Origin of the sequence: Pseudomonas sp. B3(2017), from assembly GCF_002113595.1 — a bacterium.
Taxonomy (GTDB): domain Bacteria; phylum Pseudomonadota; class Gammaproteobacteria; order Pseudomonadales; family Pseudomonadaceae; genus Aquipseudomonas; species Aquipseudomonas ekonensis.
The window spans coordinates 24,019-36,186 of the sequence record NZ_NEIU01000015.1 but is presented as its reverse complement, the minus strand read 5'-3'; the positions used below and the strand labels follow the sequence as shown (position 1 = coordinate 36,186).

Genomic DNA, 12,168 nt, shown 5'->3' with positions numbered 1-12,168 from the left:
GGATGCGACGGCCCCATCGCCGGCAGGCCGGCTCCCACAGTGGCTCTACAGTGTTTGTAGAACTCTCGAGGCGGGGAGGCGTGATGCCTCCCCGGTTCGTTTTTGGAAACCACATGAATATTCTGATCGTTGGGCCCAGTTGGGTCGGTGACATGGTGATGGCCCAGACACTCTTCCAGTGTCTGAAGCAGCGTCACCCGCAGTGCGAGATCGACGTGCTGGCCCCCGAGTGGAGCCGGCCGATCCTTGAGCGCATGCCAGAGGTGCGCCAGGCCTTGAGCTTCCCGCTCGGCCATGGCGTGCTGGAACTGGCGACCCGTCGGCGGATCGGCAAGTCCCTGGCCGGCCGGTACGACCAGGCGATCCTGCTGCCGAACTCGCTGAAGTCGGCGCTGGTGCCGTTCTTCGCCGGGATCCCGAAACGCACCGGCTGGCGCGGCGAGTTCCGCTACGGCCTGCTCAACGACGTGCGCACCCTCGACAAAGAACGCTACCCGCTGATGATCGAGCGCTTCATGGCGCTGGCCTATGACGCGAACGCCGAACTGCCCAAGCCCTATCCGCGCCCGAGCCTGCAGATCGACCCGGTGACCCGCGAAGCGGCGCTGGCCAAGTTCGGCCTGACCCTCGACCGCCCGGTGCTGGTGCTGTGCCCCGGCGCCGAGTTCGGCGAAGCCAAGCGCTGGCCGTCCGAGCATTACGCCAAGGTCGCCGAGGCGCGGATCCGCGAAGGCTGGCAGGTCTGGCTGTTCGGTTCCAAGAACGATCACGCGGTCGGCGAAGACATCCGCGCCCGGCTGATTCCCGGCCTGCGCGAGGAATCGGTCAACCTCAGCGGCGGCACGTCGCTGGCCGAGGCCATCGACCTGATGTCCTGCGCCGACGCGGTGGTGTCCAACGATTCGGGCCTGATGCACGTGGCCGCCGCGCTGAACCGCCCTTTGGTGGCGGTGTACGGCTCGACGTCGCCGGGCTTCACCCCGCCGTTGGCCGACCAGGTGGAAATCGTGCGGCTGGGTCTGGAGTGCAGCCCGTGCTTCGACCGCACCTGCCGGTTCGGCCACTACAACTGCCTGCGCCAACTGATGCCGGATGCGGTGACCGACGCCTTGCTGCGTTTGCAGGGCAACGTGGTCGAGGTTCATTAAGTTGCGGGTACTGCTGATCAAGACTTCGTCGCTGGGTGACGTGATCCATGCGTTGCCGGCGCTGACCGACGCGGCCCGGGCGATCCCCGGCATCAAGTTCGACTGGGTCGTGGAGGAAGGCTTCGCCGAAATCCCGAGCTGGCACCCGGCCGTGGGCAAGGTGATTCCGGTCGCGATCCGCCGCTGGCGCAAGAACCTCTGGCAAACCGTCAAGAGCGGCGAGTGGAAACGCTTCAAGCAAAGCGTGCGGGCGGCCAAGTACGATCTGGTGATCGACGCCCAGGGCCTGCTCAAGAGCGCCTGGCTGACCCGTTACGTCAAGGCACCGGTGGCGGGCCTGGACAAGGGCTCGGCCCGCGAGCCGATCGCGGCGCGGTTCTACGACCGCAAGCTGGCGGTGGCCCGCGGTCAGCACGCGGTCGAGCGGGTGCGCCAGTTGTTCGCCATCGCCCTGGGCTATGACTTGCCCAAAGGTCTGGGCGACTACGGCCTCAACGTCGAGCGCCTGGTCGAGCTGCCGCGCAAGAGCGCCTACGTGGTGTTCCTGCACGGCACCACCTGGGACACCAAGCACTGGCCGGAAGCCTACTGGCGCGAGCTGACCGAGCGGGTCGGCTACCTCGGCGTCGGCGTGAGGCTGCCGTGGGGCAACCCGGTGGAGAAGGCCCGGGCCGAGCGCATCGCCGCCGGCTTCAGGCACGCCGAGGTGCTGCCCAAGCTCAACCTGGCCGGTGTCGGCAAGGTGCTGGCCGGCGCCCAGGCCTGCGTGGCGGTGGACACCGGCCTCGGCCACCTGGCCGCCGCGCTGGATGTGCCGACCCTGTCGCTGTTCGGCCCGACCAATCCCGGCCTGACCGGCGCCTACGGCAAGGTGCAGATCCACCTGGGCAGCGATTTCCCCTGCGCGCCGTGCCTGCAGAAGAAATGCACTTACCAACCGACGGCCGAAGACGCCCGTCAATTCGACCTGAAACGCGAGTCGCCCCTGTGCTTCACGCGTGTGAACCCCGAGCGTGTCGCCAGCCGACTGAGCACGTTGTTGATGGCTGAGGAGCTGCGCTGATGCAATTGGCATTTGTCCTGTACAAGTATTTCCCGTTCGGCGGCCTGCAGCGCGATTTCATGCGCATCGCCCTTGAATGCCAGAAGCGCGGCCATGCGATCCGCGTCTACACCCTGATCTGGGAAGGCGACGTGCCGCCCGGTTTCGAGGTGCTGGTGGCGCCGGTCAAGGCGCTGTTCAACCATCGGCGCAACGAAAAGCTCAGCGCCTGGATGGAGGCCGACCTGGCCAAGCGCCCGGTGGACCGTCTGATCGGCTTCAACAAGATGCCGGGGCTGGACGTCTACTACGCCGCCGACGGCTGCTTCGAAGACAAGGCGCAGAACCTGCGCCATTCGCTGTACCGCCGCTGGGGCCGTTACCGCCACTTCGCCGAGTACGAGCGGGCGGTGTTCGCCAAAGATGCGAAGACCGAAGTGCTGATGATTTCCGAAGTGCAGCAGCCGCTGTTCATCAAGCATTACGGCACGCCGGTGGAGCGCTTCCACCTGCTGCCGCCGGGCATCGCCCAGGACCGTCGGCGTCCGGCGGATGCGGACGAGATCCGCGCCGGTTTCCGCGCCGAATTCAACCTCAAGGATGATGAGCTGCTGCTGGTGCAGATCGGCTCCGGCTTCAAGACCAAGGGCGTCGACCGCAGCCTGAAGGCGCTGGCCGCGCTGCCGGCGGAACTGAGGAAACGCACCCGGCTGTTTGTAATCGGCCAGGATGACCCCAAATTGTTCCAGATGCAGAGCGCCACCCTGGGCCTGGGCGACAACGTGACGTTCCTCAAGGGGCGCAGCGACATCCCGCGTTTCCTGCTGGGCGCGGATCTGTTGATCCACCCGGCGTACAACGAGAACACCGGGACGGTGCTGCTCGAAGCCCTGGTGGCCGGCCTGCCGGTGTTGGTCAGCGCGGTCTGCGGCTACGCCCACTACATCGCCGAGGCCGACGCCGGGCGGGTGCTGGACGAGCCGTTCGACCAGGCGCAACTGACCCGCTACCTGGCCGACATGCTCGGCGACGCCTCGGCGCGGGCGGCCTGGAGCCGCAACGGCGTGGCGTTCGCCGGGACGGCCGATCTGTACAGCATGCCGCAGCACGCGGCCGATGTGATTCTGGCGGAGCACGCTTAAATGAAGTTGATGCTGGCTGAACCGTTCAAGAGCCTGTGGGCCGGCCGCGATGCGTTCGCGCAGGTCGAAGGGCTCAAGGGCGAGGTCTACCGCGAGCTGGAAGCCCGCCGGACATTGCGCACGGAAGTCGACGGCAACGGTTATTTCGTCAAGATCCACCGGGGCATCGGCTGGGGCGAGATCTTCAAGAACCTGCTCACCGCCAAGCTGCCGGTGCTCGGTGCGGGCCAGGAATGGCGAGCCATCCAGCGCCTGCAGCAGGTCGGCGTGCCGACCATGACCGCCGTCGCCTACGGCGAGAAGGGCAGCAACCCGGCGGGCCAGCATTCGTTCATCGTCACCGAGGAGCTGGCGCCGACCGTCAGCCTCGAAGACTTCAGCATCGACTGGGTCCGGCAGCCGCCGCAGCCTGCGCTCAAGCGCGCGCTGATCGCCGAGGTCGCGCGCATGACCGGCATGATGCACCGGGCCGGCGTGAACCACCGTGACTGCTACATCTGCCACTTCCTGCTGCACACCGACCGACCGGTCACCGCCGGTGACCTCAAGCTATCGGTGATCGACCTGCACCGCGCCCAGACCCGCCCGGCCATCACCCGGCGCTGGCGCGACAAGGACCTGGCGGCGCTGTACTTCTCCGCGCTGGACATCGGCCTGACCCGCCGCGACAAGCTGCGTTTCCTCAAGGGCTACTTCCAGCAGCCGCTGCGCCGGATCCTCGCCGAAGAGGCGTCGCTGCTGAGCTGGCTGGAGGGCAAGGCCAACAAACTCTACGCACGCAAGCAACGTTACGGGGATGCGCTCTGATGGCGGGTTGGAACCTTGAGCCGACTTACCGCGACCTCAGCGCAGACTTCGGTTCCCTCGAAGCGGTGTTCGCCCTTCAGGGCGAGCGCCTGACCCGCGATCCGCTGTCGGAGGTCATCCGCGTGCAGCGCGACGGGGTCAACTATTACGTCAAGCGCTACTCCGGCGCCGGCAAGGGCCTGCGCCGCTACATCGGCAAGCCGCGGGTGAAGATGGAGTGGCAGAACCTCAAGCGCTTCGCCAAGTGGGGCATCCCCACCGCCGAAGTGGTGGCCTGGGGCCTGGAGCGCCGGGGCGCGGCCTATGCCCGCGGCGCGATGATCACCCGCGAGCTGCCGCGCACCGAAGACCTTTCGGCGCTCGCCGAGCGCAACGATCCCAAGCTCAAGGACCGCGCCTGGGTCGACGGCATCAGCCGGCAACTGGCGGTGTACACCCGCACGATGCACGACCACCGCTTCACCCACAACGACCTGAAGTGGCGCAACCTTTTGATCGACGACCAGGCGCAGCTGTTCCTGATCGACTGCCCCAACGGCGACTTCTGGCGCGGCTTCTGGCTCAAGTACCGGATCACCAAGGACCTGGCCTGCCTCGACAAGGTGGCCAAGTATCACCTGTCGAACACCCAGCGCCTGCGCTTCTACCTGCAATACCGTCAGCGTGACCGGCTCAATGCCGCCGACAAGAAACGGATCCGTCACGTGGTGAGATTTTTCGAGGGACGCGAATGACTGATTTCCTGGCCGCTGAAGACCGTGCGCTGCTGGAGCGCCACGGCCTCGGCACCTTCGAGGCGCTGTGGGCCAAGCAGCTCGACGCGGTGGACGAGCCGAACACCGACGGCGGCGGCTGGAGCAGTGTGTACAGGCTGGAGCTCGAAGGCTGCGGCTACTACCTCAAGCGCCAGAGCGACTACCTGACCCGCACGTTGCACGCGCCGTTCGGCGAGCCGACGTTCGCCCGTGAGTTCCGCAACATCAGCCGGTACCGCCAGCTCGGCATCCCGGCGTTGCAGGCGGCGTTCTTCGGCGCGCGCAAGGTCAACGGCGAAGTCCGTGCGATCCTGCTGACCCGCGCCCTCGACGGCTGGGACGACCTCGATTCGCTGCTGCAGCGCTGGTCGGATCTGGGCGCGGCGCAGCAGTCGGCCATCCTCAAGGCCTGCGGCCAACTGGCCCGTCACCTGCACGGCAGGCGCCAGGTGCACGGCTGTTTCTATCCCAAGCACATTTTCCTCAAGGCCGACGGCGCTGCGTATCAGGCGCAACTGATTGACCTTGAGAAGACCCGTCCCTTGCTGTTCGGCCTGCGTGACCGGGTCAAGGACCTGGAGCCCTTGCTGCGCCGCGCGCCGGAATGGAACGAGGCGCAGTTGCGCGAATTGCTGGCCGCCTATCTCGACCAGCCGGCCGACGCATCGCTGGTCGACAGCTGGGTCACGCGCCTGACCGCACGGCGCAGCCGCAAGGAGACCCGCTGATGCAGTTGTCTGAACTCAAGGATGCCGGACGTACGCCGCCGCTGCCGTTGACCGTGTCGCTGGCCGATGCGGCGGGGCCGGCGGACCTGCAGCTGCTCAGCCTGCTGCGGGTGCTGCCGGGGCAGCGTTATGTCGGCGCCGGCGTGTGGCGCGGCCGGCCGGTGCTGGCCAAGCTGCTGGTGGGCGGCAAGGCGGCGCGGCATTTTCAGCGTGAGCTGGATGGCGTGAAACGGCTCGCGGCCCAAGGCATGACCACGCCGTTGCTGCTGGCCGACGGCCTGAAGGACGGTGAGGGCGGCTGGCTGCTGTTCGAGTTCCTCGAAGGCGCCGAAAGCCTGGGCGATGCGTGGCGCCAGGTCGAGTCGCTGCCGGTGTTGGCGGACGAACAGTCGGCGGTGCTGGCCGAGGCGCTCGGCGCCATCGCGCAGTTGCACGGCAAAGGCCTGTGGCAGGAAGACCTGCACCTGGACAACCTGTTGCGCCATGGCGGGCAGCTGTACCTGATCGACGGCGCCGGCATCCGTGCCGAAAACGTCGGCCAGCCGCTGTCGCGCCAGAAAGTGCTGGAGAACCTCGGTGTGTTCTTCGCCCAGTTGCCCCCGTCGCTGGCGCCGTTCACCGAAGAATTGCTGGTGTATTACCTGCTGGGCAACAGCGAGCACGCGCTGCCGCTGGAGGCCTTGCAGAAGCAGATCGACAAGGTGCGCGCCTGGCGCCTGAAGGACTACCTGACCAAGGTCGGCCGCGACTGCACGCTGTTCAGCGTGGTGCGCGGCGCGTTCGGCCTGCGCGCGGTGCGCCGCGAAGAAGAGCCGGCGATGCTGCCGGTGCTGGAACAGGCCGATGCCTTGCTCGACCGTGGACACCTGTACAAGACCGGCGGCGCGGCCAGCGTCGGCAAGGTCGAGGCGGCCGGGCGCACGCTGGTGATCAAACGCTACAACATCAAGGGCTTCGCCCATTGGCTCAAGCGGTTCTGGCGGCCGAGCCGGGCCTGGCATTCGTGGCGCGAAGGCAATCGCCTGGCGTTCCTCGGCATCGCCACGCCCAAACCGCTGGCGGTGCTGGAAACGCGGTTTTTCTGGCTGCGCCGCAAGGCCTACCTGATCACCGAGCATCTGGCGGGGCCGGACATCATCGAGCGCTTCGCGCCGTACGTCGAAAGCGGCGAGGCCCCGGAGCCGGAACTGAAGGCGCTGGACCTGCTGTTTGCGCAACTGATCGCCGAGCGCATCAGCCACGGTGACTTCAAGGGCCACAACCTGTTCTGGCAGGGCGACCGTTGGGCGCTGATCGACCTGGACTCGATGTGCCAGCACGGATCGGCCAGCCGCTTCGCACCGGCCTACGCGCGCGACCGCGCACGGTTCATGCGCAACTGGCCTGAGGGCAGTGCGTTGCACCGGGTGATTGATCAGCGGTTGCCTAAGGATGTATTGGGCGCTGCGTGATTGTTCGTACGCACGTAAGAAATTTCTGCAATGGAATCGGGCAAGGCATGTGGTGACAAATCCTAGTGACTTGTCCTACGGCCTTGTCAGAAGCGATGAGCTGCCCCCCGTAAAGCCCCGATGCTAGTTTGCCCCGATGTTTCTGGAGGGCAAATCTTGAAGATCAAAATGGTTGTGACCGCTGGTCAATCTGTCGATGTCCGGCGCCCTCTGCGCGATGCTGCTGCCCTGCGCGATCTATTGCCAGTCCAAGGACTGCGAAAACCATATTTGCTGGCGAACAAGCCTTAGGTGATTCCATTGCCCTCGGCCTGTCAGTACGGCGATTTCATCGTTTATGTCGATGAGAGCGGTGATCATGGGATGCAGACTCTGGATCGCAACTATCCAGTCTTTGTGCTCGCGTTTTGCGCCTTTCATAAAAAGCATTATTGCGAGAAAGTCATTCCGGCCCTGCAGAAGTTCAAGTTCACCCATATGGGGCACGATTTGATTGGTCTGCATGAGCTCGAAATCCGTAAAGAAAAAGGAGCGTTCTCCGGTCTGTTCGTATCCAGGGAGCACAAGAATGCTTTTCTTGAGGAACTGACCTGCATCATTGAGGCCAGCAACTTCGTTCTGATCAGTTGTGTGATAGACAAAGCTTCACTTCGTGAAAAACAAGGCCTGGGCCACAACCCGTATCACCTTGCTCTCGGTTTTTGTCTGGAAACGCTCTATGAGTTTTTGCAGGAGAAGAATCAGCAGCAGGCACTGACGCATGTGATTTTCGAGCGCCGGGGGAGGCGAGAGGATAACGAGCTTGAGCTGGAGTTTCGCAGGATGTGCAGTGGTGCGAACCGATTGGGCATTCAACTGCCGTTTGACATCGTGTTTGCCACCAAGCAGGTGAACTCCACGGGATTGCAACTGGCTGACCTTGTTGCGAGGCCCATTGGCATGAGCGTACTGAGGGCGGGGCAAGAGAATCGAGCTTTCGATGTGCTCAAACGCAAGTTCTATTGCAGCGGTGGTCGGAACAAAGTTGGAGAGGGTTTCGAAAACTGGGGGCTGAAGCTTTTCCCGTCTCCAGAAAGCGAAAAGCCCCGGTGATCTCACCGAGGCATTAACGCCGACCGGGATCTCCCAGTCCATTTGCGCCTGAGTCTATGGCGGGGGATGCGGCATGTCAACGCAGCTTCCGGCCAGTTCCCGCTAGAGGTTTGTCGGTGCTTTTAAGCTATAATCCCGCCCTTTAGCTGTCTCTCGCCCGGTGCGAGGGCACATCATCTTTTCAAGGCGCACCGCGCCTGCATGCAGACTAAAGAGGCTAGACCCCTGTGGCATTGACGATTCTTGGCCTGTCCGGCGCCCTTAGCCATGATCCTTCCGCAGCCTTATACATCGACGGCAAGCTGGTGGCGGCGGCTGAAGAAGAGCGCTTCGTGCGCGATAAACATGCAAAGAACCGCATGCCCTACGAATCGGCGAAGTTCTGCCTGGAACAGGCCGGCATCAAGCCGTCCGACGTTGACGTGGTGGCGATCCCGTTCGCCCCGATCAGCCTGTTCGGCAAGGCCCGCTGGCACTACGCCAAGCGTTACTGGTACGCCCCGGACCGCGCCCTCGACGCGATCCTGATGGGCAACCGCCGCTACAAGCGCTACCGCAAGAAGATCGTCTGGTGCCTGGAGCAACTGGGCTTCGATCCGAAGAAGATCAAGATCGAGCCGGTCGAGCACCACCTGGCCCACGCCTCCAGCGCCTACCACTGCTCGGGCTTCAAGGAGAAGACCGCGATCCTGGGCATCGACGGCAAGGGCGAATACGCCACGACCTTCTTCGGCTACGGCGAAAACGGCAAGATCCACAAGATCAAGGAATTCTTCGATCCGGACTCCCTCGGCGGCCTGTACGGCGCGATCACCGAGTTCCTCGGCTTCGAAATGCTCGACGGCGAGTTCAAGGTCATGGGCATGGCGCCGTACGGCGATGCCAGCAAGTATGACTTCTCGCGCCTGGCCTCGTTCGAGAACGGCGAGCTGGTGATCAACACCGACTACGCCAACGTCATCGGCCTGCGCCGCTACAAAGAGAAGGGCAAGGGCTTCTACTTCTCGCCGAAGCTGATCGAATGGCTCGGCCCGAAACGCGAAGGCGACATCGCCGACGAGCCGTACATCCACTACGCGGCGAGCATGCAGGCGCTGTTCGAGAAGCTGGCCCTGCAGATGATCGACCATTACCTGGGCGACGTGCTCAAGGAAACCGGCAAGCTGGCCTTCGCCGGCGGCTGCGCCCTGAACGTCAAGCTCAACCAGAAGATCATCGCCCGCGACGACATCAAGGAGCTGTTCGTGCAGCCGGCCTCCGGCGACGCCGGCACCGCGGTCGGCGCGGCGGCCTATGTGTCCCACGCCCGCGGCGTGCCGGTCGAGAAGATGGAGCACGTCTACCTCGGCCCGTCGTACAGCAACGAAGACGTGATCGCCGCGTGCGCCCGTCACGAGAACAAGCCGGTCTGGCGCAAGCTGGACAACATGCCCGAGCAGATCGCCAAGATCATGGTCGACGGCAATCCGGTGGCCTGGTTCCAGGGCCGCATGGAGTTCGGTCCGCGCGCGTTGGGCGGGCGATCGATCATCGGCTGCCCGAGCGTCGAGGGCGTGGCCGACCGGATCAACCACCAGATCAAGTTCCGTGAGCGCTGGAGGCCTTTCTGCCCGTCGATGCTCGACACCGTCGCGCCGCAGATGATCAAGATCGACCACCCGGCGCCGTTCATGACCTTCACCTTCGAAGTGGCGGAAGAGTGGAAGACCCGCGTGCCGGAAGTCGTCCACGAAGACGGCACCTCCCGTGCCCAGGTGCTCAAGCGCGAATACAACCCACGCTACTACGACATGATGAAGGCGCTGGAGAACCTGACCGGCAACGGCGTGTCGCTGAACACCTCGCTCAACCGCCGCGGCGAGCCGATGATCTGCTCGCCGACCGACGCGCTGAACATGTTCTTCGGTTCTGATCTGCAGTACCTGATCATGGAAGACATTCTGGTGGTCAAAGAAGGCGCAAACGCTTATGACACGCTCGGCTGAACGCCATGTGCTGCAGTTCTGCCACGGCTATGACGGGCCGTTCCTGGACTGCGCGCGGCAGTACGCCAGCCTGTTCGCGGGCACCGGCTACCGGGTGACCACGGTCTTCCTGACCGGGGCCGCCGACAGCGAGGTGGCCGCGGCCTGCGCTTCCGACGAAGTGCTGTTCATGGAATACAGCTCCAAGGCCATCCGTGGCCTGAAGCTGGGCGCCATCGGCGATCTGCGCAAGATCGCCGCTTCGCGCAACTTCAGTTTCTGCATCGCCCATCGCTTCAAGCCGATCTACATCGCCTTGCTCGGCACGTCGCTGCCGGTGATCGGCGTGCACCACGCGTTCGGCGACTACAAGCGCGGTTCGCGCAAACTGTTCGCCCACATCTTCCGCAAGCGCCTGAGCCTGCTCGGCGTGTCGGATGCGGTGCGCGACGACATGCGGCGCTGCCTGCCGAAATGGCCGGCGACCCGGATCCAGACCCTCTACAACCGCATCGATGTGGGTGCGCTGCAGACCCGTCAGGTCTCCGCCCGCGAAGCCCGGGAAACCCTGGGGCTGACGGCGGATGCCTGGATCGTCGGCAACGTCGGCCGCCTGCACCCGGACAAGGACCAGGCCACCCTGTTGCGCGGTTTCGCCGCGGCGTTGCCGGGGCTGCCGGCCAACAGTCAACTGGTGATCCTCGGCAAGGGGCGACTTGAGGACAGCCTCAAGGCCCTCGCCCGGGAACTGGGCATCGGCGACCGGGTGCTGTTTCTCGGCCAGGTGCCGGAGGCGCGCAACTACTTCCGCGCCTTCGATGTGTTTGCCTTGAGCTCCGACCACGAGCCGTTCGGCATGGTGCTGCTGGAGGCCATGGCCGCCGGCGTGCCGTTGCTGGCGACCGCCTGCGGCGGGGCGAAGGAAGTGGTCGAAGGCGTGGGGATCCTGTTCCCGCTCGGCGATGCCGAACACCTGGCCCAGGGCCTGCAGCACCTGGCCGGCATGGACGAACAGCAGCGCCGCCAGTGCGCCGAACTGATGTTCGACCGGCTGCGCGAGCGCTTCAGCGACCGTGCGGTGCGCGACACGTTCTGGCGCTTGCCGCAAGTCACCGATCTGGCACCGAGGGGCTGATGCTCAATCGTTTTCAAGGCTGGCGCGAACGTGGCTGGTCGCCCGTCGACGCCTCCACTTATGCACAGGCCTGGCAGCGTTTCGGCGGCAGCGTCGCGACCCACCCGATGGTGGTCGAACGTCTGGCGGCCCTGGCCGGGATCCCGGTGCGTTACCTGGCCTGGGAGCAGCACGGCGAGATCAAGGCCGCGATCCCGACCTGGGGCCGCGATCTGGCGCTGTCCAAGGACGTGCTCAAGCGCAGCGGCAAGAAGGGCCTGTTCGACCTCGGCAACGCCGAGCTGATCCTGCCGGCGGCGCCCGACGCCCAAGCGCCGCTGCGCCATCGCGGCCGCTACCTGTCGGCGCTCAACGAAACCCGCTTCAGCGGCCTCAAGCCGCAGGCCGAACAGCTGGCCATGGCCCGCACCCCGGAAGAACTGTCGAAGAAATTCCGCTACAACCAGCGCCGCGAACTGCGCCTGCTGGAAGAGGCGGGCGGCGTGGTGCGGCCGGTGGGCGGGTTCTCCAGCAGCGAGCTGGCGGCGATCTACTGCGACCTGTTCCAGCGCCGTTGGGGCTTCCCGGCCACCGGCGCGGCGCGGATGGCCGAGGTGATCGAGCTGTTGCGCGAGTTGCTGATCGGTTCGGTGATCTTCCTCAACGATGCGCCGATCGCCATCCAGTTGGTGTACCGCGTCGAAGCGCCGCAATGGATCAGCGTCGAATACATCAACGGCGGCGTCGATCCGGAAACCCGCGAATTCAGCCCAGGCAGCGTGCTGAGCTTCCTCAACACCCAGAGCGCCTGGGAAGACGCCCGGGCGCTGGGCAAGCCGCTGCGCTTCTCCTTCGGTCGCGCCGACCGTGAATACAAGGATCGCTGGTGCAATCCTGTGCCGGTGTTCACCGTATGAGTGCGCCC

11 protein-coding genes are annotated in these 12,168 nt (G+C 65.0%); all 11 read left to right on the top strand.

Annotated features, from left to right (window positions below; genetic code table 11):
- Positions 1–113 precede the first annotated feature (113 nt).
- The 11 genes from waaF (at position 114) to CAG33_RS20625 (ending at position 12,160) form a co-directional block, all read left to right on the top strand.
- Positions 114–1,148 (top strand): lipopolysaccharide heptosyltransferase II, encoded by a 1,035-nt coding sequence (gene waaF, locus CAG33_RS20675; protein WP_085640364.1) that lies wholly within the window; start codon positions 114–116, stop codon positions 1,146–1,148.
- 1 nt (position 1,149) lies between these two features.
- On the top strand, positions 1,150–2,211 hold the full coding sequence (waaC, locus tag CAG33_RS20670) for a lipopolysaccharide heptosyltransferase I (RefSeq protein ID WP_085585313.1): 1,062 nt from the start codon (positions 1,150–1,152) through the stop codon (positions 2,209–2,211).
- The gene (locus CAG33_RS20665) at positions 2,211–3,332 is read left to right on the top strand and encodes a glycosyltransferase family 4 protein (protein ID WP_085631002.1); all 1,122 of its coding nucleotides are present in this window, start codon (positions 2,211–2,213) and stop codon (positions 3,330–3,332) included. Before waaC ends, CAG33_RS20665 begins: the two co-directional genes overlap by 1 nt.
- The gene (gene rfaP, locus CAG33_RS20660) at positions 3,333–4,139 is read left to right on the top strand and encodes a lipopolysaccharide core heptose(I) kinase RfaP (RefSeq protein WP_085585309.1); all 807 of its coding nucleotides are present in this window, start codon (positions 3,333–3,335) and stop codon (positions 4,137–4,139) included.
- Positions 4,139–4,873 (top strand): lipopolysaccharide kinase InaA family protein, encoded by a 735-nt coding sequence (locus CAG33_RS20655; RefSeq protein ID WP_085585307.1) that lies wholly within the window; start codon positions 4,139–4,141, stop codon positions 4,871–4,873. The genes rfaP and CAG33_RS20655 overlap by 1 nt, the downstream gene beginning before the upstream one ends.
- The gene (locus CAG33_RS20650; protein WP_085585305.1) at positions 4,870–5,622 is read left to right on the top strand and encodes a lipopolysaccharide kinase InaA family protein; all 753 of its coding nucleotides are present in this window, start codon (positions 4,870–4,872) and stop codon (positions 5,620–5,622) included. Before CAG33_RS20655 ends, CAG33_RS20650 begins: the two co-directional genes overlap by 4 nt.
- Positions 5,622–7,073, top strand: a complete 1,452-nt coding sequence (locus CAG33_RS20645) for a lipopolysaccharide kinase InaA family protein (RefSeq protein WP_085640362.1) — start codon at positions 5,622–5,624, stop codon at positions 7,071–7,073. The genes CAG33_RS20650 and CAG33_RS20645 overlap by 1 nt, the downstream gene beginning before the upstream one ends.
- Before the next feature lie 291 nt (positions 7,074–7,364).
- A complete protein-coding gene (locus tag CAG33_RS20640) occupies positions 7,365–8,165 on the top strand; it encodes a DUF3800 domain-containing protein (protein WP_085585301.1) in 801 nt (266 codons plus the stop codon).
- Positions 8,166–8,392: 227 nt separating this feature from the next.
- On the top strand, positions 8,393–10,150 hold the full coding sequence (locus CAG33_RS20635; protein ID WP_085585299.1) for a carbamoyltransferase: 1,758 nt from the start codon (positions 8,393–8,395) through the stop codon (positions 10,148–10,150).
- The gene (locus CAG33_RS20630; protein ID WP_085585297.1) at positions 10,134–11,264 is read left to right on the top strand and encodes a glycosyltransferase; all 1,131 of its coding nucleotides are present in this window, start codon (positions 10,134–10,136) and stop codon (positions 11,262–11,264) included. Before CAG33_RS20635 ends, CAG33_RS20630 begins: the two co-directional genes overlap by 17 nt.
- Positions 11,264–12,160, top strand: coding sequence for an antimicrobial resistance protein Mig-14 (locus CAG33_RS20625; protein ID WP_085585295.1), 897 nt, complete (start codon positions 11,264–11,266; stop codon positions 12,158–12,160). The genes CAG33_RS20630 and CAG33_RS20625 overlap by 1 nt, the downstream gene beginning before the upstream one ends.
- The last annotated feature ends 8 nt before the right edge of the window (positions 12,161–12,168 follow it).

Excerpts from the sequence above, each read along its gene's own strand:
- waaF (WP_085640364.1), top strand. The coding sequence starts at position 114 with ATGAATATTCTGATCGTTGGGCCCAGTTGGGTCGGTGACATGGTGATG.
- CAG33_RS20665 (WP_085631002.1), top strand. The coding sequence starts at position 2,211 with ATGCAATTGGCATTTGTCCTGTACAAGTATTTCCCGTTCGGCGGCCTG.
- rfaP (WP_085585309.1), top strand. The coding sequence starts at position 3,333 with ATGAAGTTGATGCTGGCTGAACCGTTCAAGAGCCTGTGGGCCGGCCGC.
- CAG33_RS20655 (WP_085585307.1), top strand. The coding sequence starts at position 4,139 with ATGGCGGGTTGGAACCTTGAGCCGACTTACCGCGACCTCAGCGCAGAC.
- CAG33_RS20650 (WP_085585305.1), top strand. The coding sequence starts at position 4,870 with ATGACTGATTTCCTGGCCGCTGAAGACCGTGCGCTGCTGGAGCGCCAC.
- CAG33_RS20645 (WP_085640362.1), top strand. The coding sequence starts at position 5,622 with ATGCAGTTGTCTGAACTCAAGGATGCCGGACGTACGCCGCCGCTGCCG.
- CAG33_RS20630 (WP_085585297.1), top strand. The coding sequence starts at position 10,134 with ATGACACGCTCGGCTGAACGCCATGTGCTGCAGTTCTGCCACGGCTAT.
- CAG33_RS20625 (WP_085585295.1), top strand. The coding sequence starts at position 11,264 with ATGCTCAATCGTTTTCAAGGCTGGCGCGAACGTGGCTGGTCGCCCGTC.